Raw genomic sequence first — 26,163 nt, 5'->3', positions numbered from 1 at the left:
CGGCACGAGCCCTCCCCCCGGCCCGCCCCCGCCGGTCGACGTCGGCCGGGGACAGCGCTCGCCGGCCACCGTGCGCACCGACGTGACGGCCGGGTACACGGAGTGCCGCGGAGGGCGCGTGAGGTGCCGTCGAGTATCGACGGAGTCGAGACCCGTCGCGAACCGGTCGACGCCCTCGTCGCGGTCACCGTCACCGGCGCCTACGGCCGCCCACAGGTGGACCGGAAGGGTCGACCGAAGCGCCGGGGAGCGTGGCCGTCCTACTCGTCCCGCAGCGGCGTGCGCTAGGTTCGGCACGTGCCAGACCACTCCTCCGGCGATCCCGGCTCGACCCCCCGCGACGGTTCCGACGGGACCGCCCGCGACGGTTCCGACGTGACCGCTCGCGACGGTTCCGACGTGACCGCTCGCGACGGTTCCGACGTGACCGCTCGCGACGGTTCCGACGTGACCGCTCGCGACGGTTCCGACGTGACCGCTCGCGACGGTTCCGACGTGACCGCTCGCGACGGTTCCGACGTGACCGCTCGCGACGGTTCCGACGTGACCGCTCGCGACGGTTCCGACGTGACCGCTCGCGACGGTTCCGACGTGACCGCTCGCGACGGTTCCGACGTGACCGCTCGCGACGGTTCCGACGTGACCGCTCGCGACGGTTCCGACGTGACCGCTCGCGACGGTTCCGACGTGACCGCTCGCGACGGTTCCGACGTGACCGCTCGCGACGGTTCCGACGTGACCGCTCGCGACGGTTCCGACGTGACCGCTCGCGACGGTTCCGACGTGACCGCTCGCGGTCGTGCCGCCCTCCTCGGCCCCGCCGAGGTGCGCGCCCTCGCGGAGGAGTTCGGTGTCCGGCCGACGAAACAGCTCGGCCAGAACTTCGTGCACGACGCCAACACGGTGCGCCGCATCGTCTCCGTCGCCGGTGTCGGCCGCGACGACGTGGTCCTCGAGGTGGGCCCGGGTCTCGGCTCGCTGACGCTCGCCCTGCTCGACGTGGTCGACCGCGTCGTCGCCGTCGAGATCGACCCCAGGCTCGCCGAGCGACTGCCCGCGACGGTCGCCGACCGCGCCCCCGACCTCGCCGACCGGCTCGACGTCGTCCTGAAGGACGCCATGCGGGTGCACCCCGCCGACCTGCCGGTTGCCCCGACGGCCCTCGTTGCGAACCTGCCCTACAACGTCGCGGTCCCCGTGCTGCTCCACCTTTTCGCCGAATTCGACTCGCTGCGTACGGCTCTGGTGATGGTGCAGGCCGAAGTGGCCGACCGGCTCGCCGCCGGGCCCGGCAGCCGCGTCTACGGCGTGCCCAGCGTCAAGGCCGGGTTCTTCGGCCACGTCCGTCGCGCCGGCTCGGTCGGCCGGGCCGTGTTCTGGCCGGTGCCCCAGGTGGAATCGGGCCTGGTGCGCATCGACCGCTACACCGAACCGCCCTGGCCCACGGACGAGGCGCCCCGCCGCACGGTGTTCGCCGTCGTCGATGCCGCCTTCGCGCAGCGCCGCCAGACGCTGCGCGCAGCGCTGAGCGGCTGGGCCGGCTCGGCCGCCGAAGCCGAGCGCCGCCTGCTCGCCGCCGGAATCGATCCGTCGACGCGGGGCGAGAAACTCGATGCCGCCGCCTTCGTGCGGATCGCCGGCACGTCGTGACGGCGGCGCGCAGACCGGTGCCCGCGCAACGCTTGGCAGACCGGCGGATCTGTGCTCTACTGGTACACGGTCGTTAGGTAGTGTGTTCGTGGTTTACCCCTCGCACATTTCTCTAGTTGCGAGCGGATGCGAAATTCCCACGGAATCCTTCTCAGCCGTCGAGTGACAGGCCCGGGCGACGTCGTGTCGTTCGACGAAACGTGAAGGCCTCGAGGCTTTCCGAGATGTATGAGGTTGAAAATGGTTGAAGGTACCGTGAAGTGGTTCAACGGCGAGAAGGGCTTCGGCTTCATTGCCCCCGCCGACGGCTCCGCGGACGTCTTCGTGCACTTCTCCGAGATCCAGGGCGGCGGCTTCCGCACCCTCGAGGAGAACCAGCGCGTGAGCTTCGAGGTCGGCCAGGGCCAGAAGGGCCCGCAGGCCACCGGCGTCACCGTCATCGGCTGACCCACCTGCCTCACCGACCGAATGTCACACGCACTCGATCGAACCGAACCGATGTGACATTCGGTCACCGCACGCGCCGGCTCAGTCGCTTCCCGCGACGGAGCCGGCGCGTTCGTATCGCCGGGCGAGCAGCTCGTGCCGGCGGCCTGCCTGCAGGCACGCCTCCCGCAGTTCCGGCGGATCCAGCACCGTGAAGTCGACGTCGAACTCCGCGAGCCAGCTCGCGATCGACCCGAGCGACGAGCCGCCGAGCGCGACCGCACAGTGATTCTCGTCGACCGGCTCGAGAGTTCCCCACTGCTCGTCGACCATCGGCACGATCGAGTCGAACGGCGCGTGCAGCAGCACCCGGGCCCGCGTCCGGACGATGCCGCGGGCGATGCCCCGGCTCACGAACTCCGCCGCCCCGCCCGGCGGCAGCTCGCGCGGGACGAACCGGGGACCGGTGGGGATCTTCGGCTCCATCCGGTCGACCCGGAACGACCGCCAGTCCTGCCGATGCAGATCCCACGCCATCAGATACCAGCGTGCACCCGACCGCACCAGCCGGTACGGCTCCACCTCCCGCCGAGAGCAGCCGCCGTCGTGCGCGCGATAGTCGAACCGCAGCCGCTCGTGTGCGTGGCACACCGCGGCGACGGCGGACAGCAGCGCCGCGTCGACTGCGGACGCGGCGGGCGCCCGCTCGACGACCTCCACACGCAGCGCCTCGAGCCGGTGCCGCAGCCGCGAGGGCATCACGTGCCGCAACTTGGCGAAGGCACGCCCCGACGCCTCGCCGATCCCCGTCACCGAGCCGGTCGCCCCGGACTGCAGGGCGACGGCCACCGCGACGACCTCCTCGTCGTCGAGCAGCAGCGGCGGCATCTCCGCGCCGGCGCCGAGGCGGTATCCGCCGCCGACCCCGACGGTGGCGTCCACGGGGTAACCGAGGTCGCGGAGTTTGTCCACGTCCCGGCGCACCGTGCGGGTCGTGATCTGCAGGCGGTCGGCCAGCTCGGCACCCGACCAGTCCCGCCGGGTCTGCAGGAGCGACAGCAGCCGCAACAGGCGAGCGGACGTTTCGCGCATGGTCCGAGCATGCCAGCGAACGAGGACAGCCGCCGTCCGCATTCGGGACCGCAGGGGTGCGTAAGCTGTATATCCGTGCTGTCCGTCGTCCCGAGCCCCGTCACCGTGCGAGCACCGTCCAAGGTGAACCTGCATCTCGCCGTCGGTGACCTGCGCGAGGACGGGTACCACGAGCTGCGCACGGTCTTCCACGCGCTGTCCCTGAGCGACGAGGTGTCGGTCGTGCGAGCCGACGTGTTGAGCCTGCGGGTGCGCGGAGCGGACGCCGCGGCCGTCCCCGCGGACGCCACCAATCTCGCCTGGCGGGCCGCGACGCTGCTGGCCGAACGCGCCGGGCGCGCACCCGAGGTCGCCATCACGATCGACAAGGGCATCCCCGTGGCCGGCGGGATGGCCGGTGGCAGCGCCGACGCCGCCGCCACCCTCGTCGCACTCGACGCCCTGTGGGGACTCGGTCTCGCCCGCGACGACCTGGACGACCTCGCGGCGGAACTGGGCAGCGACGTGCCGTTCTGCCTGCACGGCGGCACCGCCATCGGCACCGGCCGCGGCGAGCAGCTGGTGCCGGTCCTCTCCCGTGGCACCTTCCACTGGGTGCTGGCCCTCGCGAAGGGTGGCCTGTCGACTCCGGTGGTGTTCCGCGAACTCGACCGTCTCCGGGCGGAAGGTTCCCCGCCCCGGGTCCGCGGCCTCGACGACCTGCTGCAGGCCCTCGCCGCCGGTGACGCGCACGTGCTGGCACCGCTGCTGGGCAACGACCTGCAGTCCGCGGCCCTCTCGCTCGCGCCCGCACTGCGCCGCACCCTGCGGGCGGGCGTGGAGGCCGGCGCGCTGGCCGGCATCGTCTCCGGGTCCGGCCCCACGTGTGCATTCCTGTGCGCCGACGCCGCCGCGGCGGTGACGGTGAGCGCCGAACTGGCCGGGGCCGGCGTGTGCCGGACGGTGCGCGTGGCCTCCGGCCCGGTCCCCGGCGCGCGCGTCGTCGACAACTCCCACCCCTGATCTCGGAAGGCATTGCTCCGCGTGGCGAATCTGATCAACCTCGAACAGGTCTCGAAGTCCTTCGGCATCAAACCGCTGCTGGACTCGGTGTCGCTCGGTGTGCAGGAGGGCGAGCGCATCGGCGTCGTCGGCCTCAACGGCGGCGGCAAGACCACCCTCCTCGAGGTCCTCACCGGCCTCGAGGAGCCCGACTCGGGCCGGGTCAGCCGGGTCGGCGGGCTGCGCATGGCGGTCGTCACCCAGCGCGGCGTCCTGCCGGCCGGATCCACGGTCGGACAGGTCGTGCTGGGACCGCTGGGGGTGGCCGAGCACGAATGGGCCGGCGACGCCCGGATCCGCTCCGTCCTCGCGGGTATCGGTGTCGACCGGCTCGGCCTCGACGCCCTCGTCGACGGGCTCTCCGGCGGCGAACGCCGACGCGTCGCGCTGGCCGCCGCCCTCGTGCAGGACCTCGACCTGCTCGTCCTCGACGAGCCCACCAACCATCTCGACGTCGAGGGTGTGCAGTGGCTGGCCGAGCACCTGCTCGCCCGGCGCAGCGCCCTCGTCGTCGTCACCCACGACCGGTGGTTCCTCGACACCGTCGCGACCCGCACGTGGGAGGTCGTCAACGGGCAGGTGGAAAGCTACGAGGGCGGCTACAACGACTGGATCTTCGCTCGTGCCGAGCGGGCCCGGCAGGCCGACGCGATGGAGGAACGGCGCCGCAATCTGGCGCGCAAGGAGCTGGCATGGCTGCGGCGCGGGGCGCCGGCGCGCACCTCGAAGCCGCGCTACCGGATCGAGGCCGCCGAGGCGCTCATCGCGAACGTGCCGCCGCCGCGCGACACGGTCGCGCTCGCGTCGTTCGCGAAGCGCCGGCTCGGCCGGGTCGTCGTCGAGCTCGAGGACGCCACGCTGACCACCCCGGACGGGCGCGAACTGGTGCGCGACCTGACGTGGCGGCTTGGACCCGGCGAGCGGATCGGCCTCGTCGGCGTCAACGGTTCGGGCAAGACGACGCTGCTGCGAACGCTCGCCGGGGAGCTCGAGCCGGCGTCGGGTCGGCGCATCCAGGGTAAGACCGTCGAGATCGGCTGGCTGCGGCAGGAGCTCGACGACCTGCCCACCGACATGCGCGTGCTCGCCGCGGTGCAGGAGGTCGCCGAGCGGATCATGCTGGGCGACAAGGAGATCTCGGCCGGCCAGCTGGCCGAGCGGCTCGGGTTCAGTCCGGCTCGTCAGCGCACGCCCGTCGGCGACCTCTCGGGCGGCGAGCGACGCCGACTGCAGCTGACCCGCGTGCTCATGGCCGAGCCGAACGTGCTGCTGCTCGACGAGCCGACCAACGACCTCGACATCGACACCCTGCAGCAGCTCGAGGACCTGCTCGACAACTGGGCCGGGACGATGGTGGTCATCTCGCACGACCGCTACCTGATCGAGCGGATCTGCGACTCGACGTGGGCGCTGTTCGGTGACGGGAAGCTCACCAACCTGCCGGGCGGGATCGAGGAGTACCTGCGTCGTCGCGCGGCGGCGGGCGACGGGGACGTGCCGTCGTCGGCGTCGGTCGCGGGCCGGGCGTCCGCGGCGGGACCGGCTGTCGCGCAACCGAAGCGCGACGGCGCGTCCGAGCGGGCCGCCCGCAAGGAGCTGGCCCGGCTCGAGCGCATCGTCGCGAAGCTGACCGAACGCGAGGAGAAGCTGCACCTCGATCTCGCCGACGCGGCCACCGACCCGGACCGGTTGCAGAAGCTCGACGCCGAGCTGCGCGGCGTGGTCGCGGAGAAGGAGGCCGCCGAGGAGCAGTGGATGGAGCTGGCCGAAACGCTGTAGGCCCGGTGCGCCCTTTGGGCGGCTGGAGCAGCCCAAAGGGCGCACCGGCTACAACCACAACCCCAGCATCTTGCCGATGATCTCGGTGGTGCCACCGCCGATGCCGAGCACGCGGGCATCGCGGAAGTGGCGCTCGACCTCCAGCTCTGCGGTGTCCGAGCACAGCCGGCCCATCTTGTCGAGCTTGCGCGAGACCGTGAAACCCTTTGTGTCCGTAAGCACGACGATCAGTGACGAGTAGGGTGTGACCGCGCTGCTCGGTCAGGACGACGGGTTCGGTCACGGCGGGGATTCCTCGGTGACGGGATCGGGGAGGGTGACGGTCAGGTTGCCACCGCGGTCGGTGACGTGGACGGTGCGGCCGACCAGATCGGCGCCGGCGGCGAGGTGCGCGGCGCCGACAGCGTCGGTATGCCCGGCGACGCGACGACCGTCCGGGGTGCGGGCGACGAGGAACCCGACGGACGGGTTGCCGCCGCGGTCGAATTCGGCGGTTGCGGTGACGATTTCGGCCTCACCGCAGTAGTCGGGCACGAGCTCGGGGGCGTCGGTGGTCAGGGTCCTCGGCTCGGGGTCGCCGACGTAGCCGCCGGTGTGCGGCGCCGCCGCGAGCACGATCGTGTGCTGACAGGTCAGGTAGCCACCGTTGCCGTGGACGAGGGCGATCTCGCCGTCCGTGCGCAGACGGTCGGTGACGGCGACGATCGAGTGCAGCGTGTAGCTGTTGAGCGGGCCACCGAAGAACGAGTGTCCGCCGGTGACGCTCGGGACCGTCCCGTGGGGCAGGCGGAGGTGTTCGATCAGCAGCTTCGGGACCACGGGGAAGCAGCTGTACGCGTCGACGATGTCGAGGTCGGCAGGGCGCAGGTCGGCCTGGCGCAGGGTGCGGGCGAGCGCGTCGGCGAGCGCGGCGGAACGGCCGAACTCGGCGCGGGCGAGCACATCGGCGGTGTCGACGGCGCCCGCTCCGCCCCACACGTACACCAGCCGGTCCTCGCCGACGCCGAGCTCCCGGGCGGTGGCGAGGGACGTGACGACCACCGCAGCGGCCTGGTCGACGAACGGCATGGCGTTGAGCAGCAGCGGGTACGGATCGGTGACCATCCGGTTGCGCGGGCCGACGGTGACGATGTCGCCGGCGGTGCGCAGGTCGGGGTTCCAGGCCGCGGGATTGCGGCCGGCGACCTCGGAGAACGCGGCATACAGCTCCGCCGACCAGGCGAGCGACTCGTCGCGCGAGTGGCCGAGCTCGTGGCTGAGCCGGTTCTCGAACAGCGGGTAGACGCGCGTGGGGGCGATCATCCGGGCGCGCTGCATGGCGGGGCTGCCGAGTTCGTCGGGGTCGAACGCGGGCGGGCCGCCCGGCGCGGTGGTCCAGCCGAGCGCGGCCGGATCGGTCCCGGACTTCGCAGCACCGGTGACCGAGGCCTGCGCCTCCCCGCCGACCAGCAGCGCGAGCGACGCGGTGCCGGTGGCGACCTCGTGGGCGAGGCGGTCGAGCAGGGCCGCCGGCCAGTGCCCGCCGAGGGGGCTGGTGTGGGTGCGCACCGCACCGGCGCCGAGGCGGGCGGCGAGCAGGCCGGGCAGGTCTTCGTAGGCCCAGCTCGCGGTCCGGACGGCGTAGACGGTGTCGATGCGGCTGCCGAGACCGTCGACCCCGGTGTCGGCGAGCGCGGCGACGGCGGCGTCGTAGATCAGGTCGAGCGGTTCGCGGGGGTCGGCGGGAGCGCCGACGCGGCCGGAGCGCAGGTCGCCGACGCCGACGACGACGGGTATCCGGGCGGGGTCGGACATCGTTTTCCTTCCTGGTGGGTCGACCGGACACTAATACGGACTGAATCAGTCTGTAAATAGTCCGGACTCTCTGGCACACTGCGAGCCGTGACCGAGCCGACTGCCCGTCGCCGCGGCCGACCCCGCGACGCCGACCTCGAAGACCGCGTGTACGACGCCGTGATCGAGGTCTATTCCGAGACCGGATGGCGGGGCTTCACCATCGACGCCGTCGGCAGGCGCGCCCGGGTGGGCCGGGCCGCGCTCTACCGGCGCTGGTCGACCAAGGACGAGGTGCTCGTGCAGGCCCTCGAGGCGCGCAGCCCGCTGCCCGAGCCCATCGACACCGGATCGTTGCGCTCGGACCTGATCGAACTCGTCGTCCAGTTGCTGCGCGGCTACCGCACCACCTCCGGCCTCGTCAGCCTGCGTGTCGCGCTCGACGCCCGCGTGAACCCGGATCTGCTGGCCAACCTGACCACCACGCTGAACCGGAGTCGGCTCGTCGCGGCCCGCACCATCGTGCGGCGCGCGATCGAGCGTGGCGAACTGCCGTCGGGTGTCCCGGTGAGCCTGCTGCTCGAGATGGTCACGGGCGCCGCGCTCAGCCACGTGCTGTTCTCCCTCGGCGGCCCGGCGCACGGCGCCGAGGACACCGCCTCTGCCGGGGACACCGCCTATGCCCGCACGCTCGTCGAGGCCGCAGTCCGGGCGTTGGTCGCGGATCGAGAACAGAGTCCAGGCGCCGTGACCTAACTGCAATCGAATTGCCCGGCGAGCCGCCGGAATCGATACCGCTGCCGCGTCGCCGCGACTAGCCTGGCTGACAGGTCTTACCCGTGGTGGGAGGCGCGAACGATGGATCTGCAGGCGATCGGCGAGATCGAGCGGTTGAAGTACCGTTACGCGCGGGCCCTGGACACCAAGTCCTGGATCGAACTGGCCGACACCATGGTTCCCGAGGCCACCGCCGTCTACGGCGAGCACCTGAGCTTCGAGTCGCGCGACGCGTTCCTCAACTTCCTCGAGAACACCCTCGGCTCGCACGTCATCACCGAGCACCACTGCGGCCATCCGGAGATCGACGTCGACGGCGACACCGCGACGGGCATCTGGTTCCTGGCCGACACGGTCGTCGTCCCCGAGGACGGTCTGGTGATGCGCGGGTCCGCGTACTACCACGACCGCTACGTGCGGTGCGCCGACGACCGCTGGCGTATCGCCCACACCGGCTACCAGAGAAATTGGGAGGTAGTCACTTCCGTCGCCGACATGCCCAGTTTCCGGCTCACGTCCAACCGGTGGGGGCTGCTGGAGCAGCCGCCGCGGGCGTCGTGACCCGCGGACGGAGGATCGGCGAACGATGACCGCGACCGGCACCGAGGCCTTCCCGAAGGCGGGTGCGCTGCCGTACCTCATCGTCGCGCGCGCCCGGGACGCGATCGACTGGTACCGGAGCGTCTTCGGCGCGACGCTGGCCGGGGATCCGGTGGTGATGGAGGACGGCCGGATCGGGCACGCCGAGTTGGGGTTTCCGACCGGCATGGTGTATCTCGCCGAGGAGTTCCCCGAGATGGGCCTGTCCGCACCCGAGGCCGGCGCGACGTCCGTGAGCCTGATGTTGCCGGTACAGGACACCGACGCCGTCCTCGCCCGGGCCCGCGACGCGGGTGGCACCGTCGAGCGCTGGATCACCGAGGGTCACGGCCACCGCAACGCGACACTGGTCGACCCCTTCGGCCACCGGTGGATGCTCGTCGGCCCCCCGACCGGTCGGCGCCAGGACGGGAGCGGCCGCACCGGACGGTGAGGACCGCGGCGGCCGACTTCGACACGCGTGCCGCCGGGCTCACGCGATCGGCCGTCGGCGCAGGTGCCCCGGTAGGCTCCGGCGGGTGACCGACACCTTCATCCGCACCCGCGTCGCCCACGGCGTCGGCGAGGTGGTGCTCGACCGGCCCATGGCGCTCAACGCCCTCGACCGGACGATGATCCGCGACATGTACGAGCCGCTCCTGGCGTGGCGCGACGACCCGGAGATCACCGCGGTGTTGGTCACCAGCGCGTCCGATCGGGCGTTCTGCGCGGGCGGCGACATCAAATCGGTGCGTGATGCCGCCGTGGCGGGCGACACGACCACCGTGCGCGACTACTTCGCGAACGAGTACCGGCTCGACGAGCTGGTCGCCACCTACCCCAAGCCGTATCTCGCACTGCTCGACGGCGTCACGATGGGTGGCGGGCTGGGCATCTCGGTCCACGGTGCGGTGCGCGTGGTGACGGAGAACGCGGTGTTGGCGATGCCGGAGACCGCGATCGGTTTCGTCCCCGACGTCGGTGCGAGCCATTTCCTGCCGCGGCTGCGCGGCACCACCGCCCGCTGCGACGCGGTCGGGCTGTACCTGGGGTTGACCGGGGCCCGCGCCGATGCCGGCGACGCCATCGCCGTGGGGCTGGCCACCCACTTCGTTCCGAGCGACCGGATCGAGGCGCTCGCCGACCGGATCCGCGAAGGCCACTGGCAGCTCGCGCTCGACGAGTTCGCGGAGGCGGCGCCCCAGTCGCCGATCGCCGACCGGTACGCGGACATCGACGCCGTGTTCGGCGACGGCACCGTCGTCGACGCCGTCGAGCGGCTGTCGGGCGATCACGGGTTCGACGAGGAGTGGGCGACGACCACCCGGGCCGCACTGGGCGCGGCGTCGCCGACCAGCCTGTGGGCCACCGCGGAGCTGCTGCACCGCGGCGCCGAGAGCACCCTGAGCGAGTGCTTCGCGCGGGAACTCGAGGTCGCGGTGCGGATCACCGCCGTCCCGGACTTCGCCGAGGGGGTGCGCGCGGTGCTCGTCGACAAGGACCGCAACCCGTCGTGGCGCCCGCGGGGCGTCGGCGAGGTGGATCCGGCCCTGATCGCCGGCCTGTTCCGCGACTGACGGTCAGCCCACCGTCGGGGGCGGCACCCGCACGCGGGTGCTGAACCGGGCGGCGCGCCGGTGCACGCGGTGCTCGTGCCCGCGCCACCGCAGCGGTGGCAGGTGCCGCAGCGGCTCGGCGTAGAACAGGCGCTTGGCGAACTCGATCAGCACCAGGTAGCCGACGACCAGCACGACGAGGGTCAGGAAGAACCCGAGCGGCAGCGTGGCGAAGCCGAGGTCGTCCGCGAGCGGGGAAACGGTGAGACCGATGCCCACCGCGAGCACCCCGGCGACCGTCGCGATCAGGCCCCAGCTCGGCCGGCTGCGCAGGAACGGGGTGCGCCGCGTGCGAATGGCGAACACGATCAGGGTCTGGGTGGCGAGCGACTCGACGAACCAGCCGGTGCGGAACAGCTCGGGCCCCGCCTGGAACACCCCGATCATGATGCCGAAGGTCAGGAAGTCGAACAGCGAGCTGATCGGGCCGAAGAAGAGCATGAACCGGCGGATGAACGAGATGTCCCAGTGCGACGGCGCGTGCAGTTGCTCGTCGTCGACGCGATCGCCGGGGATCGCGAGCTGGCTCGTGTCGTAGAGCAGGTTGTTGAGCAGGATCTGGCTCGGCAGCATCGGCAGGAACGTCAACACCGCGGACGCCGCGGCGGCGCTGAACATGTTGCCGAAGTTGCTGGACGTGCTCATCAGTACGTACTTGATGGTGTTGCTGAACGTGCGCCGGCCCTCGGTGACGCCGTCGGCGAGCACGCCGAGATCCTTCTCGAGCAGCACCACGTCCGCGGCGTCCTTCGCGACGTCCGTGGCGGAGTCGACGGAGATGCCGACGTCCGCCGCGTGCAGGGCCAGGGCGTCGTTGACGCCGTCGCCCAGGAACCCCACCGAGCGGCCGTGCGCACGCAGGGTCCGCACCAGGCGCGCCTTCTGCTCGGGTGAGACCCGGGCGAAGACGGTGGCGCGCCCGGCGATCTCGGCGAACCGCGCGTCGTCGAGCCCTTCGAGCTCGGCCCCCGTCACGCTGCCGCCGGAAACCAGGCCGAGCTCGGCGCAGACCTTCTCCGCGACCTGCGGGTTGTCGCCCGTCGCGACCTTCACGGTGATGCCGAGCCCGGCGAGCCGGCGCAGCGACTCGGCCGCCGAGACCTTCGGCCGGTCCAGGAACACGAGGAATCCGCTCAGCTGAAGGTTCCGCTCGTCGTCCGCCGCGATCCGGTCCCGGCGGCCGGGGACCGCCCTCGTGGCGACGGCGACCACGCGGCTGCCCTGCGCGAACAGCGCGGCCAGTGTGCCGTGCGCGGCGTCCGCCACGTCGCGGCACCGGGCCAGCACGGATTCCGGGGCGCCCTTGACGACCACCAGCGTCTCGTCGCCGGGCCCGCGGACCAGCGCCGAGGTCATGCGCCGGTCGTGGTCGAACGGCAGGCCGTCGAGCCGGGTGTAGTCGTCGACGGTGCGACCGGTCTCGTCCGCCGCCTCCCACAGCGCCGCGTCCATCGCGTTGGTGGCGACCCGGGCGCCGGGCCCACCCTCGGTCTCGGTGGCGAGCAGGCCGTGCAGCAGGACCCGCGGCGCGGCGGCGCCGTCGGCCGCGAGGGCCGCGACGAACCCGATCCGCCCGTCCGTCAGGGTGCCGGTCTTGTCGGTGACGAGGATGTCGACGTCGCCGAGGTCCTCGATGCACACCAGGCGCTTGACCAGCACCTTGCGCTGGGCCAGTCGGCGCGAACCCGTCGCGAGGGCGGTGCTCACCACCGCCGGCAGCAGCTGGGGGGTGATGCCGACGGCGATGGCGAGCGAGAACAGCAGGGCCTCGAGCAGCGGCCGGTCGAGCAGCAGGTTGATGATCACGATCATCGAGGTCAGGACCACGGCGACCTGGAGCAGCAGCACCGAGAACCGGCGCAGGCCGATCTGGAAGTCGGTCTCCGGTTCCCGCTCGCCGAGCCCGACCGCGATCCGTCCGAACTCCGCGTCGGCGCCCGTCGCGACCACCACCCCCGTCCCGGTGCCGGCGTGGACGACGGTACCCATGAACGCGCAGTCGCTGAGGTCGGCGAGCGCGGTGCCGGGGGGCACGGGCCCGGTCGTCTTCGTCGCGGGTTCGGACTCGCCGGTGAGTACGCTCTCGTCGCACTCGAGGTCGGCGGTCTCGAGCAGGCGCATGTCCGCCGGCACGATGTCGCCGAGGACGAGACGCACGATGTCGCCCGGCACGAGCTCGGCGACGTCGACCCGCGCGGGCGTCCCGTCGCGCAGCACGACGGCCGTGTGCCGAACCCGCGAGTGCAGGGCGGCGGTCGCGAGCTCGGCCCGGTACTCGTTGACGAAACCGAGACCGACGCTCGCGACGAGGATGATGCCGATGATCACCGCGTCGTTGCGGTCGCCGAGGAAGAAGGACGCGAGGGCCGTCGCCGTCAGCAGGAGCAGCAGGGCGCTGCGCAGCTGCCGGCCGAGCACCGCGAGCGCGCTGACGCGGTAGCTGCGCACCGCGTTCGGCCCGACCCGGGCGAGCCGGGCCGCGGCCTCGGCGCCGCTCAACCCGGCGGGGGAGGTGTTCAGGCGCGACAGGACGTCGACGATGTCGTCGGAGGCGGCATCGCCCGGCACGATTTTCGGGACGGCGGTCACCTCGCACACCGTAGTCCCGTTCGGGGCCCGGCGCAGCGCAGGCGGCGCGGGCACCGCCGCGCGTCAAAACTGCGCCTGCGCGGGATGTTTCGTGTCCGTACCTGTGACGGGCGCGGCGGAGCGGGTCAGAGCGTGGTGCGCCGCGGGGCGAGCAGGTCGACGACGATCTCCTGGCCGCCGAGCGTCGCGCGGATCTGCGGGTTCTCGAAGCCACCGGCGACGAGGTACTCGCCGAGCAGGGTGAGCAGCTCGTCGGTGCCGAGCGTCGGGTCGGCGTCGGGGCCGCCGGCCCCGGAACGCTGCGCGCGGGCGGCGAGTTCGGTGTGCGCCAGGCGCGCCGCGATCCGCACGGATGCCACTCCCATCGAGTTGCGGCGCGACGCGGCGGTCGGCGTGCTGTCCGCGGCGACGCCGTTCGTGCCGGCGACGATCTCGTCGAAGCTCGGCAGCGAGAGCGGATCGCTGCCGTTGCCTCCGGCCTCGTCGGCGACGTCGTGGTCCGCCGCGTGGCTTCCCACCGCGTGCGGGGCGGACGCGCCGTTGCCGGTCAGGGTTCCCGGCAGGGGATAGACGAAGGTGCCCGCCCGCTTGGGTCCGGGCGACTCGTCCGCCGGCTCGGAACGGCCGCGCAGCGGCGTGCCGTCGGTCGGTGCGGTCGAGTCGTCGTGCATGAACGCTCCTGACATCCGCGAGCCCGGGTCGGCTCGACGGCACAGCAAACTACCAGCAACACCGGTCCCACGCACAGCCACACCGGTCCCACCCACCACAGGTGTCACTGGTCGGCGGCGGCCACCAGCGGCTCGAGGGTGAGGTCGGGCAGTTCCTTGAGGAGGTACTGCAATCGCCACTTGTCGCTGACCAGCGCCAGCAGCACACCGTCGGACCGGGTGAACACCTCGACGCCGCGCTGCCGGTTCAGTTCGTCCACCGAGGCCGCGTCGGTGCGGCGGGCCAGCGCGTAGCCCAGCGGTTCCATCCGCGGCTCGACGTTGTACTCGGCCTTCATCCGGGCCGCCACCACCTCGAACTGCATGGGACCGACGGCGGCCATCACCGGGGACGCGTCGCCGCGGATGTCGTTGCGCAGGATCTGCACCACGCCCTCGGAGTCGAGCTGATCGACGGCCTTGCGGAACTGCTTGTATTTCGAGGCGCTCTCGGCGCGCAGGATCGAGAAGTGCTCGGGCGCGAACGACGGGATCGGCGGGAACTCCACCTTCCGGTCCACGTACAGGGTGTGCCCGGGGGCGAGGGCCGTGGCGTTGACCAGCCCGACCACGTCGCCGGGGTACGCGTTCTCCACCGTGGACCGTTCCCGGCCGAACACCGTCAGCGCGTACTTGGTGGCGAACGGCTTGCCCGTCTGCGCGTGGGTGACGACCATGCCGCGCTCGAACACCCCGGACACCACCCGCATGAACGCCAGGCGGTCGCGGTGCGCGGTGTCCATCCCCGCCTGCACCTTGAACACCACGGCGCTGAACGGGTCGTCGACGTTGCGGGGAGCGTCGTTCACGTCGAGCCGGGCGCGCGGCGGCGGCGCCAGCGCGACGAGGGTGTCGAGGATCTGCCGGACGCCGAAGTTGAGCATGGCCGACGCGAAGATCACCGGCGACGTCTGTCCGGCCAGGAACAGCTCCTGGTCGTGGTCCTGACCGCTGGCCGACAGCAGTTCCGACTCCTCCACCGCCTCGGTCCACGTCCCGCCCTCCCGGTCCTCGGCCTCCGCGGGGGAGAGCCGGTCCTCGGGAGCGATCCGCGCGCCGCCGGCGGTGCGGGTGAACTTGACGTACTCGACGGGTGCCCCGTCCTCCCCGCGCCGCAGCAGGCCACGGAAGTCCCCGGCGATGCCGACGGGCCAGAACAGGGGGGTGGGAGTCAGGCCGATCCGCTCGTCGATCTCGTCGAGCAGTTCCAGCGGGGTCCGGCCGGGCCGGTCCCACTTGTTGATCACGGTGATGACCGGGATGCCCCGGTGACGGCACACCTGGAACAGCTTGAGTGTCTGCGGCTCGAGGCCCTTGGCGGCGTCGATCAGCATCACCGCCGCGTCCACGGCGGTGAGCACCCGGTAGGTGTCCTCGGAGAAGTCGGAGTGACCGGGTGTGTCGACGAGGTTGATCACGTTGACGACGTCGTCGTCGGACTCCTCGGAGCGGTAGTTGAACTGCAACGCCGTGGAGCTGACGGAGATGCCGCGGGCCTTCTCCATCTCCATCCAGTCGGACACCGTGGACTTGCGTCCGGCCTTGCCGTGCACCGCACCGGCCTCGGCGATGACCTTCGCATGCAGGGCCAGCGCCTCGGTCAGCGTGGACTTGCCGGCGTCCGGATGGGAGATCACCGCGAAGGTGCGGCGGCGACCCGCCTCCGCGAGCACTTCCTTCGACGACACGGCGGTGGTGCCGGCGTCGTTGCCGGTGGAAACGGGCGGGGTAGTCAACGCGGAAGTACCTCTCGAAGCGGATGTGCGGCTCGTCGATGCACGCGGGCGGCTCGCGCATCGCAGACAACTCGTCCATGTTACTCGGCAATCGAATGTCGATTTCCGTGAGATTCGGTCACATTCTCCGAAGAGACTTACTCCCGGGACGGATCGGGGGCACCCTGGGCAACGTCGTACCCGGTGCCCGGGGGCGAATCGACGTGAGGAGTGGTTCGTGAGCAGATTCACCGACGAGATGTACGAGACCGCGGATCGTTCCCCGCACGGTCTGGTCACCGGCGAGCCCGACGCTCCCCGGCGCCAGAGCTGGGGGCAGATTCACGAGCAGGCCCGGCGCATGGCCGGTGCCCTCGCCGCGGCCGACATCGGTCACGGCGACGCCGTGGGCATCCTCGCGGGGAATCCGGTGGACATCGCACCCGCCTGTCAGGCCGTGTGGATGCGCGGCGCCTCGGTGACGATGCTGCACCAGCCCACCCCGCGCACCGACCTGGCGCTGTGGGCACGGGACACCGAGGTCGTCATCGGCATGATCGGCGCCCGCGCGGTGGTGCTCGGCGCGCCGTTCGAGATCGCCGCGCCGCTCCTGGCCGAGCGGGGAATTCCCGTCGTCACGATCGCCGAGATGGATGCCGGCACGCCGGTCGACCCGCTGCCCACCGACGAGCAGGACATCGCGCTGCAGCAGCTGACCTCCGGGTCCACGGGCTCCCCGAAGGCCGTGCAGATCACGCACGAGAACTTCTACGTCAACGCGTACGCGATGATCGAGCGGATCAAGTTCTCCCTCGACGACGACGTGATGGTCAGCTGGCTGCCGCTGTTCCACGACATGGGGATGGTCGGCTTCCTGAGCGTGCCCATGCAGGTCGGCGCCGAGGTCGTCTCCGTGACCCCGCTCGACTTCCTGCGCTCCCCGCTGCTGTGGGCCGAGCTGATGAGCAAGTACCGCGGAACCGTGACGGCCGCACCGAACTTCGCGTACTCACTCCTGGCTCGCAAGCTCGCACAGGCGCCCGACGGCGCCGTCGACCTGTCGTCGGTGCGGTGGATGTGGAACGGTGCCGAACCGGTCGACCCGGACACCATGGAGGCCCTCGCCGCCGCCGGCGCCCGGTTCGGGCTCGATCCGGCGGCGCTCGCGCCGGTCTACGGCATGGCCGAGACCACCCTGGCGGTCTCGGTGCCGGATCCGGGACGCGGGCAGATCCTCGATCTCGTCGACCCCGACCTGCTCGAGGCCGGCGGGATGGCGGTCCCGTCGACCCGGTCCAACGCCCGGCGCCTGCCCACCCTCGGGCATCTCGTGCCCGGCCTCGAGGGCCGCGTCGTCGGGGAGGACGGGCAGGTACTGCCGCCCCGCGGCGTCGGCATCATCCAGCTGCGCGGCAAGGCCGTCACCCACGGTTACCTCACCGTCGACGGTCCGGTGCCCGCGCAGGACCCGCAGGGCTGGTTCGACACCGGCGACGTCGGCTACTTCACCGAGGACGGCCTGGTCGTGGTGTGCGGGCGCGTCAAGGACGTCATCATCATGGGTGGCCGCAACGTCTATCCCACCGACATCGAACGAGCCGCGTGCAGCGTCGACGGCGTGCGCCCCGGCAACGCCGTCGCGATCCGGCTCGATTCCGGCGAGAAGCGGGAGTCGTTCGCGGTCGCCGTCGAGACCAACCGGATCGACGACCCGGAGGAGGTGCGCCGCATCGAACGCGACGTCGTGCACGCGGTCGTCGCGGAGGTGGGGGTGCGGCCGCGCACCGTCGCGGTGCTCGGCCCGGGCAGCATCCCGAAGACGTCGTCGGGCAAGCTGCGGCGCGGCAGTTCCGTCCACCTGCTCGGCGGGTAGCGCGGGGTGTCCTTCCGGACCGCGGCCGGTCCGGAAGGGCACACGTCAATGGACCCGGTTCTGGGCGTCCTCCAGGCCGACCCGCAGCAGCAGCTCCACCGCGTCCGCGGCCTGCTCGCGGATCAGGTCGAGTTCCTTGCGTTCGGTCGACGAGAACGGTTTGAGCACGTAGTCGGCCGGGTCCATGCGGCCCGGCGGGCGGCCGATCCCGACCCGGGTACGCAGGTAGAGCTTGGTGCCGAGGGCACTCGAGATCGACCGCAGCCCGTTGTGGCCGTTCTCCCCGCCGCCGAGCTTGAGCCGGACCGTGCCGAAGTCCAGATCCAGTTCGTCGTGCACGACGACGATGTCGGCGGGCTCGACCGAGAAGAAGCGGGCGAGACCCGCGACGGGTCCGCCCGAGAGATTCATGAAGGTGCGCGGCTTGGCGATGATCACCTGCCGGCCGTCGAGGCGGGCCTGGACGATCTCGGCGTTGCTGCGCTTGTGCGCGCTGAACTTCCCGCCGACGCGGGCGGCGAGCGTGTCGGCCACCATGAAGCCGATGTTGTGGCGGGTCTTCTCGTACTGCGGGCCGGGATTGCCCAGCCCGACGACGAGTGCGGTGGCGTCGCTCACCTGGCGGTGTCCTTCCGTTGCGGCGGGTAGTGCTACGACGACGGCGCGTCACCCCGAGGGGATGACGCGCCGCTCGCCCGTGTCACGCGGAACCGGTTGGGGCTCAGGCCTCTTCGGCCTCGGCGGCCTCACCCTCCGCGGATTCGCCCTCCATCGCGGCGGCGGTCGGTGCGGCAACCACGTTCACCAGCAGCAGCTCCGGGTCGCCCTGCAGGGTCGCACCGGCGGGCAGCTGCACGTCGTTCGCGAGGATCTGGGTACCGGCCTCGACACCGTCGATGGACACCTCGACCTGCTCGGGCAGGTTCAGGGCGTCGGCCTCGAGCTGGACGGTGCTGACCTCGTTGACGACCAGGGTGCCGGAGGCGGCCTCACCGGTGACCACGAGCGGGACCTCGACGGTGACCTTCTCGCCCTTCTTCACGACGAGCAGGTCGGCGTGCTCGATGTAGTTGCGGATCGGGTGGACCACGACCGACTTGGTCAGCGCCAGCTCCTCCGAGCCGTCGACGTCGAGGGTCAGCACGGCGTTGGTGCCGTGGGCGCGCAGCACGGCCGCGAACTCGCGGGCCGGCAGCGACAGGTGCTGGGGATCGGTGCCGTGGCCGTACAGGACGGCGGGCACCTGCCCGTCGCGGCGGGCGCGGCGGGCGGCACCCTTGCCGAACTCGGTGCGGACGACGGCGGCGATACGGTTTTCCTCGGACATGCTGAAAGGCTCCTACGCATATGGCTCGAACTGGGGCGGTCTTCCCGGCGAGGGGCGACGCGCGCGGCCAGGAGCGTGGGCACGCTCGAGCGGAGCCGCAGCCGCGTCGATCACGGTGAGCCAGCGATTTCGCGGTTCACCCTCGCCGAGACAACTCGATCGACTCTACCGGATCCGCCCGAGCGGGTCGAATGCCACCCCTGCGCTCAGCCGCCCGCGGCGGCGATGCCCGCCCGCCGTCCGAAGAAACTGCCGTCGCCGAGGGAGACGCCGCTGCAGTACCCCCACGCCGACAGTCCGGCCGCCGCGCGTCCCGCCGCATACAGCCCCGGAATCGGGGCACCGTCGACGTGCAGGACCTCCGCGTGCAGGCTCGTACGCAGGCCGCCGAGCGTGAACCCGCCGGTCATGCCGCGCAGGTCGATCGCCGCGACGGGCGACCCGATCGGCTTCACCCATTCGCGCTTCTTGCCCAGCAGCGGGTCGGCGCCCCGTTCGGCGTGCAGGTTGTACACCTCCACCGTGGACTGCAGCGCCCGCTCGGGCAGACCCATCTCGGCCTCGAGTTCCGCGACGGTCTCGCACACCCACTTCGGCTGGTGGCGCAGCTGCGCCGACGACGTCGGGGCGGCGACCCCGGCCTCGTACGACTCCTCGTCGATGACGAGGAACGCCTCGTTGTCGTTCTTCAGCAGGGTCAGCTGCCCGATGCGGCCCGGGTAGGTGTCCTCGGGCACGTACCGCTGGCCGCGACCGTTGACGAGAATGCCCCGCGCGATCAGCTGGGGATCGCAGAAGAACGCCACCTCGGTGGCGTTCATGTGGGCCAAGTCGGCGCCGAGCGCCTGCGCCATCCGGATCGCGCGACCGTCGTGTTCCTCGATCGACGCGGCGGGACGACCCACCAGGTGCGGGGCGTGGGCCCGCACCATGTCGTCGTTGTAGGCGAAGCTGCCCGTGGCGAGAACGACCCCGCGGCGGGCCCGGATCGCCAGGTCGGTGCCGTACCGCTTGGCCAGCACCCCGACGACCCGGCCGGACGCGTCGGTGACGAGGGTCTGCACCCGGACGTCGTACTCGGCGCGGACCCCGAGGGCTTCGGCCTTCTCGGCGAGCGGCTTCACGAGCATGTAGCCGCCGCCCTGCTCACCGGTCCGCTTGTTGCTCATCTGCGGCACGTGGCCGCGCGGCGCGGGCCGGGCGACGGCGGCGTACGGCGCCGAGTTCTCCCCGCCGGTGTACTGCAGGCCCGCGTCGGTGGGAGGCTCCCAGCCGGGCTCGCCCCAGAATTCGTGCTTGAACGGCACACCGCAGCCGACGAGCCAGTCGAAGTGCTCGACGGAGCCCGCACAGTAGGCGGCGATCTTCTCCTCGTCCACGCCCGGTCCGAGTGCCGCGGTGAGGAACGCGCGCATGTCGTCCACCGAGTCCTCGAATCCGCAGGCTTTCTGCACGGCCGTGCCGCCGCCGAGGTAGACGAAGCCGCCCGCGAGGGCGGCGGCGCCGCCCCACCCGCCGGTGCGTTCGAGCACCAGCACGTCGGCTCCGGCGTCGGCAGCGCCGACGGCCGCGCAGACCCCGGCGATGCCGTACCCGGCGATCACGACGTCGGCCTCGAGATCCCAGGCGGAGATCCGGTCGACGGGAACAGGACGGACGGGACTGGTCTCGGTCATCGCGATCCTCTCGAAGTGGTGCGGGGATTCGCACACCTTGACCGCGTGAGCCGCCGGACGGAACCGGTCGTCCCGGTCGCCGGGACGGTCAGGACCGGGCCAGCGACCGCACGGCCGCCAGGAACCGGTCCACGTCGGCGGGGGAGACGAAGTAGTGCGGGGAGGCGCGCACCACCGACTCGAGCCGTCGCGCCGACATCTCGAGCAGCGTCGACCCGCGCCCGCTGACCGTGACCGTGATCGCCTCGGCGGCCAGCGCCTCCCGCAGCCGCGGCGGCTCCCAGCCGTCGACGGTGAACGAGACGATGCCGCTGTGCTCCTTCCCGAGGTCGCGCACGGCCACGCCCGGGATCCGGCCCAGGCCCTCGCGCAGGTGTTCGGCGCGGTAGGCGACCGCCTCGGTCACCGCGTCGACCCCGAGGTCGAGCAGGTAGTCGACGGCGGCACCGAGCCCGAGGCGGGCGGCGACGTTCGTCTCCCACAGCTCGAACCGCGTCGCGTCGTCGGCGAGGCGGTACTCGCCCGGGGCCGTCCACTGCGCGCTGTGCAGATCGAGGACGGCCGGTTCGAGCTCGGTGACCAGCCGGGGGCGGACGTACAGGAAGCCCGTGCCGCGGGGTCCGCGCAGCCACTTGCGTCCGGTCGCGGAAAGGGCGTCGACGTCGAACTCGGGCACGCTCACCGGCAGCTGCCCGACGGACTGGCACGCGTCGAGCAGCACCAGCGCGCCGACGGCGTGCGCCGCGTCGGCGACCTCCCGCACGGGGTTGACGAGCCCGCCGTTGGTGGGGGCGTGCACGACGGACACCAGTTTGACCCGCTCGTCGAGCGTGCGGGTGAGGGCGTCGACGTCGATGCGGCCGAGCGCGTCCGTCGGCATCGTCTCCACCGTCGCGCCGGTCGCCCGGGCCCGTTGCAGCGCGGAGACCGCATTGCTGGCGTATTCGGAACGGGTGAGCAGGATCCGGTCGCCCGCGCGGAGCGGCACCGAGTAGAAGAAGCTCGCCCACGCCCGGGTGGCGCTCTCGACGAGGGCGATCGACGGCGCCTCCGCGCCGATCAGCCGCGCGATCGAGGTCTTCACCGCGGCGAGGTCGTCGGCGCGTTCCGCGGCGGCGACGTACCCGCCGACCTCGGCCTCGCGTCGCAGGTGCGCGACGGTCGTCTCCAGCACCGGGGTCGGGGGCAGCGACGAGCCCGCGCTGTCGAGGAAGACCCGGTCGAAGCAGCCGGGCGTGTCGCGACGGGCGCGCTGCAGGTCGAGCATCGAGGACGCACCTCCCGTTCATGTCTTCGTGCTTGGAATGTATACGTGAGCGAATCGAAATCCCTGCAACGCCGGCTCGGCACCGGCGACGCCGTCGCCATCGGGCTCGGCGCGATGATCGGGGCGGGTGTGTTCTCGGCGTTCGCGCCGGCCGCGGCAGCCGCCGGCGCGGGCCTGCTCGTCGGCCTGGCCCTCGCCGCGGTCGTGGCGTACTGCAACGCCACCTCGTCGGCGCAGCTCGCCGCGCAGTACCCGACGTCCGGTGGCACCTACGTGTACGGGCGGGAACGGCTCGGGCCGTGGTGGGGTTTCGTGGCGGGCTGGGGCTTCGTGATCGGCAAGACCGCCAGTTGTGCGGCGATGGCCGCGACGTTCGCCTCCTACATCGTGCCGGAACTGTGGCGGCGGCCCGTCGCCGTCGCCGCGGTCCTCGCCCTGACCGCCGTGAACTACCGCGGCATCACGCGCACGGCCCGGCTCGCCCGCATCATCGTGACCCTCGTGCTCGTGGCGCTGGCCGTCGCGATCACGGCGAGCTGGGCCGGTCCCGGGGCGCAACCCGCCGATCCGTTCGGTCCCGTCGGCGGTGCCTACGGGGTGCTGCAGGCGGCCGGCCTGCTGTTCTTCGCCTTCGCCGGCTACGCGCGGATCGCGACCCTCGGTGAGGAGGTGCGCGAGCCGCGCCGGACCATCCCGCGGGCGATCGTCGGTGCCCTCGGCTTCGTGGTGCTGCTCTACGCCGTCGTCGGCGTGACCCTGCTCGCATGCCTCGGCCCGGACCGGCTCGCGTCGAGCAGCGCGCCGCTGCTCGACGCGGTCCGCGTGGGTGGCTGGGCGTGGGCGGCGCCCGTCGTGGTCGCCGGGGCCGCGGCGGCGTCGCTGGGGGCTCTGCTCGCCCTCGTCACGGGCGTCGGCCGCACCGCGCTCGCGATGGCGCGGCAGGGTGATCTGCCGCGGCCGCTCGCCGCGGTGCATCCGCGATTCGCGGTGCCGTACCGGGCCGAACTCGCCGTCGCCGCGGTGGTGTGCGTGCTCGTCGCGACCGTCGATCTGCGCGGAGTGATCGGATTCTCATCCTTCGGTGTTCTCGTGTACTACCTCGTCGCGAACCTGGCCGCCTTCACCCAGCGGGACGAGAACCGGCGCTACCCCCGGTTCCTGCAGGTCGTCGGCGTCGTCGGATGCGTCGTCCTGGTGCTGACGCTGCCGCCGAGCGCGGTCGTGGCCGGCATCGTGGTGCTCGCGGCCGGTGTCGTCGTCCGGGCGACGCGCCGGGCCGCGGCGTGAGCGTTCAGCCGCCTCCTGTCGCCGGTTGACGTTAGGCTCGTCCGTGAGCTGGCCCACAGGCGAGGGAGGGGCGGACCGAGTGGTGATCACAGTCGACCCGGCGGTGCCGCGCGCGGACGCCGGCATCGCCTCACGAACCGCCGCCGAGCTGCACGTGCGCCGGGTGAGCTTCCGCTTCGGGCCGCCCCGGCTGATCGGCGTGGAACTGGAATGGCTCACCGCCCGGGCCGACGGCACTCGCGCCCGGCCGGAGTTGCAGGCCATCCTCGAGGCCCTCGGTCCGCACGCCCCCCGGCAGCTGGCTCCCGGCTCCTCGGCGCGGCCGTTGCCGTCGGGCAGCGCCGTGACCCTCGAGCCGGGTGGGCAGGTGGAACTGTCGAGCGTGCCGTGTGTCTCGGCGCGGCAGGTCTGCGATCGTCTCACCGCCGACGCCCGCATGCTGGGTGCGTTGCTGGCGCGCCGGTCGGTGGACCTGATCGACGCGGCGGCCGACGGGCTGCGCCCACCGCAGCGGCTGCTGCGCACTCCCCGCTACAGCGCGATGGAACTGCGGTTCGATCGGATCGGGCCGCTGGGCCGGCTGATGATGAACAGCACCGCCGCCACCCAGGTGAGCGTCGACGCCGGCGCCGACGACGACGAGCTGGCCCGGCGGTGGCGGGTACTGCACGCCGTCGGACCGGCGCTGGTGGCCGCGTTCGCGTGTTCGCCTTCGCTGCGTGGGGCACCGGACGGGAACTGGGCGTCGCAGCGGATGCGCACCTGGCTGGCGCTGGACGCCGACCGCACCACCCCCGTGCCCGATCCGGCGCGCTACCCGGCGTGGGCGCTGGACGCGCCGCTGCTGTGTGTGCGCGCGACCGGCGGGGACTGGCATGCGCCGCCCGGCGCGTCGTTCGCGGACTGGCTGGGTGGCGACCTGGACGACGAGATCGGGCGCCGGCCCACCGTCGCCGACCTGGACTACCACCTGACCACCCTGTTCCCGCCGGTGCGTCCCGCCGGACACCTCGAGGTCCGGTACATCGACGCGCAGCCGGGGGCCCTGTGGCAGGTCCCGGTCGCCGCGGTCGAGGCACTGCTCACCTCGCCGGCCGTCATGGACGAGGCCCTGGCCGTCGCCGCCCCCGTCGTGGATCGCTGGCAGGAGGCGGCCGAGTTCGGACTCGCGGATCTCGAGATCCGGGCCGCGGCGGTCGGACTGCTCGCCCTCGCCGCGGAGGCGTCGCCGGACATGCGGTTCACCGCGGCGCTGGACGCGGCGGCGGAGCGGTGCTGCCGCGGTCGCACCCCGGAGGTCCAGGATCGGTGAGCGGTCTGCATGCCCGGCTCGACCGGGACCTCGCGCGGGCGCGGGCGCGGGTGCTCGCGCTGACCGACATCGACGACGCGGAACTCACGGCCCAGCATTCACCGCTGATGAGTCCCCTCGTGTGGGACCTCGCGCACATCGCCAACCAGGAGGAACGCTGGCTGCTCCGGGCGGCCGGCGGTCACGACGGTGTGCGCCCGGACGTCGACGACCTCTACGACGCCTTCCGCCATTCGCGGGCGGACCGGCCCGCGCTGCCGCTGCTCGGGCCGCGGGCGGCCCGCGACTACGCGGCGGAGGTCCGCGCGCACACGGCGGACGTGCTGGCGCGGTGCCGCTTCGACACCGACCTCACCCGCGAGGGTTTCGTGTTCGCGATGAGTGTCCAGCACGAGGTGCAGCACGCGGAGACGATGCTCGCGACACACCAGCTGCGGGCGGGGCCCCCGGTCCTCGACGCGCCGCCGGCACCGCGGCGCGCCGAAGCACCGGCCGCGGCGGAGGTGCTGATCCCGGGCGGGGAGTTCGAGATGGGGACGTCGACGGATCCGTGGGCGTTGGACAACGAGCGGTCCGCGCACCGGGTGTACGTGCCGGCCTTCGCGATCGACACCGTGCCGGTCACCAACGGGCGCTATCTCGAGTTCCTCGCCGACGGCGGCTACGCCCGCCGGGAACTGTGGAGCCCGCAGGGGTGGCTGCACCGCGAGCAGGCGGGACTCGAGGCTCCCCAGTTCTGGACCCGCGACGACGCGGGCACGTGGTGGCGCCGCCGGTTCGGGGTGACGGTGCCGCTCGACCCCGACGAGCCCGTCGTGCACGTGTGCTTCCACGAGGCCGAGGCGTTCGCCCGCTGGGCCGGACGCCGGTTGCCCAGCGAGGCCGAGTGGGAGAAGGCCGCCCGCTGGGACCCGCTGACCGGGCAGAGCCGGCGCTACCCGTGGGGCGACGAGGAACCGACCGAGGCCCACGCCAACCTCGGCCAGCGGCACCTCGAGCCGGCCGTCGTCGGGGCGTACCCCGCGGGTGCGTCGCGTCTCGGGGTGCACCAGCTGATCGGGGACGTGTGGGAATGGACGGCGTCCGGATTCGAACCGTACCCCGGATTCGCGGCCTTCCCGTACCGGGAGTACTCGGAGGTGTTCTTCGGGGGCGACTTCCGGGTGCTGCGCGGCGGCTCCTTCGGCACCGACCCTGCAGCCTGCCGCGGCACCTTCCGCAACTGGGACCTGCCGATCCGGCGGCAGATCTTCGCCGGCTTCCGCTGCGCGCGGGACGTGCCGGATGTGTAGACACCTGGGATACCTCGGGCCGGTCCGCTCGGTGAGTTCCCTGGTGACCGAGGGACCCCGGTCGCTGGTGCGCCAGTCGTGGGCGCCGAAGGACATGCGTGGCGGCGGCACGATCAACGCCGACGGGTTCGGGGTGGCATGGTGGGGTGCGGACGGCTTCGGCCGCTATCGGAACCCCACCCCCATCTGGTCCGATCCCTTTGTCGCCGAAGGTCTTTCGCATATCAGCGCCGGAGCCGTCATGGCGTCGCTGCGTTCGGCGACGGAAGGCATGCCGGTGGAGCGCTCGGCGTGCGCCCCGTTCACCCGCGACGGCTGGGCGTTCAGCCTCAACGGCGTCGTCCGCGGCTGGCCCGGGTCGCTCGTCTCGCTGGCCGAGCGC

At 72.3% G+C, this 26,163-nt stretch carries 22 protein-coding genes and 2 pseudogenes; 14 read left to right on the top strand and 10 right to left on the bottom strand.

Annotation, left to right across the window (positions count from 1 at the left end; genetic code table 11):
* The first annotated feature begins 123 nt into the window (after positions 1-123).
* From OEY_RS30425 to OEY_RS0105860, 3 genes are all read left to right on the top strand, one after another.
* Positions 124-288 (top strand): hypothetical protein, encoded by a 165-nt coding sequence (locus OEY_RS30425; protein ID WP_017679484.1) that lies wholly within the window; start codon positions 124-126, stop codon positions 286-288.
* 471 nt (positions 289-759) lie between these two features.
* The gene (gene rsmA, locus OEY_RS0105865; RefSeq protein ID WP_029539908.1) at positions 760-1,650 is read left to right on the top strand and encodes a 16S rRNA (adenine(1518)-N(6)/adenine(1519)-N(6))-dimethyltransferase RsmA; all 891 of its coding nucleotides are present in this window, start codon (positions 760-762) and stop codon (positions 1,648-1,650) included.
* 240 nt (positions 1,651-1,890) lie between these two features.
* Positions 1,891-2,097, top strand: coding sequence for a cold-shock protein (locus tag OEY_RS0105860; RefSeq protein ID WP_003937833.1), 207 nt, complete (start codon positions 1,891-1,893; stop codon positions 2,095-2,097).
* Positions 2,098-2,178: 81 nt separating this feature from the next.
* Here the strand turns inward: OEY_RS0105860 and OEY_RS0105855 are convergent, their stop codons facing one another.
* Positions 2,179-3,168: a helix-turn-helix transcriptional regulator gene (locus tag OEY_RS0105855; protein ID WP_010592975.1), complete on the bottom strand. Its 990-nt coding sequence runs from the start codon at positions 3,166-3,168 to the stop codon at positions 2,179-2,181.
* Between the two features lie 75 nt (positions 3,169-3,243).
* Here OEY_RS0105855 and OEY_RS0105850 point away from each other — a divergent pair, with 75 nt between their 5' ends.
* Both OEY_RS0105850 and OEY_RS0105845 read left to right on the top strand, forming a co-directional pair.
* Positions 3,244-4,170, top strand: coding sequence for a 4-(cytidine 5'-diphospho)-2-C-methyl-D-erythritol kinase (locus OEY_RS0105850; protein ID WP_010592974.1), 927 nt, complete (start codon positions 3,244-3,246; stop codon positions 4,168-4,170).
* Between the two features lie 21 nt (positions 4,171-4,191).
* Positions 4,192-5,988: an ABC-F family ATP-binding cassette domain-containing protein gene (locus tag OEY_RS0105845; RefSeq protein ID WP_010592973.1), complete on the top strand. Its 1,797-nt coding sequence runs from the start codon at positions 4,192-4,194 to the stop codon at positions 5,986-5,988.
* Positions 5,989-6,036: 48 nt separating this feature from the next.
* Here OEY_RS0105845 and OEY_RS30805 read toward each other — a convergent pair.
* Both OEY_RS30805 and OEY_RS0105835 read right to left on the bottom strand, forming a co-directional pair.
* Positions 6,037-6,222: pseudogene (locus OEY_RS30805) on the bottom strand (acyl-CoA dehydrogenase family protein); the annotation flags it as partial.
* A 45-nt stretch (positions 6,223-6,267) separates the two neighbouring features.
* Entirely contained in the window at positions 6,268-7,782 is a 1,515-nt protein-coding gene (locus tag OEY_RS0105835) for a hypothetical protein (RefSeq protein ID WP_010592971.1), read from the bottom strand.
* 87 nt (positions 7,783-7,869) lie between these two features.
* On the opposite strand from OEY_RS0105835, the gene OEY_RS0105830 reads away from it, so the two are divergent.
* From OEY_RS0105830 to OEY_RS0105815, 4 genes are all read left to right on the top strand, one after another.
* Positions 7,870-8,517, top strand: a complete 648-nt coding sequence (locus OEY_RS0105830; RefSeq protein ID WP_010592970.1) for a TetR/AcrR family transcriptional regulator — start codon at positions 7,870-7,872, stop codon at positions 8,515-8,517.
* A gap of 102 nt (positions 8,518-8,619) precedes the next feature.
* A complete protein-coding gene (locus OEY_RS0105825; protein ID WP_010592969.1) occupies positions 8,620-9,099 on the top strand; it encodes a nuclear transport factor 2 family protein in 480 nt (159 codons plus the stop codon).
* 25 nt (positions 9,100-9,124) lie between these two features.
* Positions 9,125-9,571, top strand: a complete 447-nt coding sequence (locus OEY_RS0105820; protein ID WP_010592968.1) for a VOC family protein — start codon at positions 9,125-9,127, stop codon at positions 9,569-9,571.
* Between the two features lie 85 nt (positions 9,572-9,656).
* Positions 9,657-10,694 carry an enoyl-CoA hydratase/isomerase family protein gene (locus tag OEY_RS0105815; RefSeq protein WP_010592967.1) on the top strand — a complete coding sequence of 346 codons (1,038 nt, stop codon included), beginning with the start codon at positions 9,657-9,659 and terminating at the stop codon, positions 10,692-10,694.
* 3 nt (positions 10,695-10,697) lie between these two features.
* On the opposite strand, the gene mgtA is transcribed toward OEY_RS0105815, so the two are convergent.
* From mgtA to OEY_RS0105800, 3 genes are all read right to left on the bottom strand, one after another.
* Entirely contained in the window at positions 10,698-13,322 is a 2,625-nt protein-coding gene (gene mgtA, locus OEY_RS0105810) for a magnesium-translocating P-type ATPase (protein ID WP_010592966.1), read from the bottom strand.
* A 125-nt stretch (positions 13,323-13,447) separates the two neighbouring features.
* On the bottom strand, positions 13,448-13,993 hold the full coding sequence (locus OEY_RS0105805; protein ID WP_010592965.1) for a hypothetical protein: 546 nt from the start codon (positions 13,991-13,993) through the stop codon (positions 13,448-13,450).
* Positions 13,994-14,097: 104 nt separating this feature from the next.
* A complete protein-coding gene (locus OEY_RS0105800) occupies positions 14,098-15,768 on the bottom strand; it encodes a peptide chain release factor 3 (protein ID WP_010592964.1) in 1,671 nt (556 codons plus the stop codon).
* Between the two features lie 217 nt (positions 15,769-15,985).
* Here OEY_RS0105800 and OEY_RS0105795 point away from each other — a divergent pair, with 217 nt between their 5' ends.
* The gene (locus tag OEY_RS0105795) at positions 15,986-17,620 is read left to right on the top strand and encodes a fatty acyl-AMP ligase (protein ID WP_010592963.1); all 1,635 of its coding nucleotides are present in this window, start codon (positions 15,986-15,988) and stop codon (positions 17,618-17,620) included.
* A gap of 45 nt (positions 17,621-17,665) precedes the next feature.
* On the opposite strand, the gene pth is transcribed toward OEY_RS0105795, so the two are convergent.
* The 4 genes from pth to OEY_RS0105775 form a co-directional block, all read right to left on the bottom strand.
* Complete coding sequence (gene pth, locus OEY_RS0105790; RefSeq protein ID WP_010592962.1) at positions 17,666-18,238, bottom strand: aminoacyl-tRNA hydrolase; 573 nt, start codon at positions 18,236-18,238, stop codon at positions 17,666-17,668.
* Positions 18,239-18,341: 103 nt separating this feature from the next.
* Positions 18,342-18,947 (bottom strand): 50S ribosomal protein L25/general stress protein Ctc, encoded by a 606-nt coding sequence (locus OEY_RS0105785; protein ID WP_010592961.1) that lies wholly within the window; start codon positions 18,945-18,947, stop codon positions 18,342-18,344.
* Between the two features lie 206 nt (positions 18,948-19,153).
* Positions 19,154-20,623 carry an FAD-dependent oxidoreductase gene (locus OEY_RS0105780; RefSeq protein ID WP_010592960.1) on the bottom strand — a complete coding sequence of 490 codons (1,470 nt, stop codon included), beginning with the start codon at positions 20,621-20,623 and terminating at the stop codon, positions 19,154-19,156.
* Between the two features lie 88 nt (positions 20,624-20,711).
* Positions 20,712-21,890: an aminotransferase class V-fold PLP-dependent enzyme gene (locus OEY_RS0105775; protein ID WP_010592959.1), complete on the bottom strand. Its 1,179-nt coding sequence runs from the start codon at positions 21,888-21,890 to the stop codon at positions 20,712-20,714.
* A 45-nt stretch (positions 21,891-21,935) separates the two neighbouring features.
* Here OEY_RS0105775 and OEY_RS0105770 point away from each other — a divergent pair, with 45 nt between their 5' ends.
* The 4 genes and pseudogenes from OEY_RS0105770 to OEY_RS0105755 all read left to right on the top strand — a co-directional run.
* The gene (locus OEY_RS0105770) at positions 21,936-23,177 is read left to right on the top strand and encodes an APC family permease (RefSeq protein ID WP_010592958.1); all 1,242 of its coding nucleotides are present in this window, start codon (positions 21,936-21,938) and stop codon (positions 23,175-23,177) included.
* Between the two features lie 79 nt (positions 23,178-23,256).
* Positions 23,257-24,489: an ergothioneine biosynthesis glutamate--cysteine ligase EgtA gene (gene egtA / locus OEY_RS0105765; RefSeq protein ID WP_010592957.1), complete on the top strand. Its 1,233-nt coding sequence runs from the start codon at positions 23,257-23,259 to the stop codon at positions 24,487-24,489.
* Positions 24,486-25,781 (top strand): ergothioneine biosynthesis protein EgtB, encoded by a 1,296-nt coding sequence (egtB, locus tag OEY_RS0105760; protein WP_010592956.1) that lies wholly within the window; start codon positions 24,486-24,488, stop codon positions 25,779-25,781. The genes egtA and egtB overlap by 4 nt, the downstream gene beginning before the upstream one ends.
* A pseudogene (locus OEY_RS0105755) lies at positions 25,774-26,163 on the top strand (class II glutamine amidotransferase); the annotation flags it as partial. The gene egtB and the pseudogene OEY_RS0105755, both read left to right, overlap by 8 nt.

Source organism: Rhodococcus sp. P14 (genome assembly GCF_000256505.1).
Taxonomy (GTDB): domain Bacteria; phylum Actinomycetota; class Actinomycetes; order Mycobacteriales; family Mycobacteriaceae; genus Rhodococcus; species Rhodococcus ruber.
The sequence above is the reverse complement of the archived record's forward strand: the minus strand, read 5'-3'. Positions and strand labels throughout refer to the sequence as shown.

What these genes read in the sequence shown, in the direction of transcription:
- OEY_RS0105860 (WP_003937833.1), top strand. Translation starts at nt 1,891, where the DNA reads ATGGTTGAAGGTACCGTGAAGTGGTTCAACGGCGAGAAGGGCTTCGGC.
- OEY_RS0105855 (WP_010592975.1), bottom strand. Translation starts at nt 3,168, where the DNA reads ATGCGCGAAACGTCCGCTCGCCTGTTGCGGCTGCTGTCGCTCCTGCAG.
- OEY_RS0105835 (WP_010592971.1), bottom strand. Translation starts at nt 7,782, where the DNA reads ATGTCCGACCCCGCCCGGATACCCGTCGTCGTCGGCGTCGGCGACCTG.
- OEY_RS0105825 (WP_010592969.1), top strand. Translation starts at nt 8,620, where the DNA reads ATGGATCTGCAGGCGATCGGCGAGATCGAGCGGTTGAAGTACCGTTAC.
- OEY_RS0105820 (WP_010592968.1), top strand. Translation starts at nt 9,125, where the DNA reads ATGACCGCGACCGGCACCGAGGCCTTCCCGAAGGCGGGTGCGCTGCCG.
- OEY_RS0105805 (WP_010592965.1), bottom strand. Translation starts at nt 13,993, where the DNA reads ATGCACGACGACTCGACCGCACCGACCGACGGCACGCCGCTGCGCGGC.
- OEY_RS0105785 (WP_010592961.1), bottom strand. Translation starts at nt 18,947, where the DNA reads ATGTCCGAGGAAAACCGTATCGCCGCCGTCGTCCGCACCGAGTTCGGC.
- OEY_RS0105780 (WP_010592960.1), bottom strand. Translation starts at nt 20,623, where the DNA reads ATGACCGAGACCAGTCCCGTCCGTCCTGTTCCCGTCGACCGGATCTCC.
- OEY_RS0105775 (WP_010592959.1), bottom strand. Translation starts at nt 21,890, where the DNA reads ATGCTCGACCTGCAGCGCGCCCGTCGCGACACGCCCGGCTGCTTCGAC.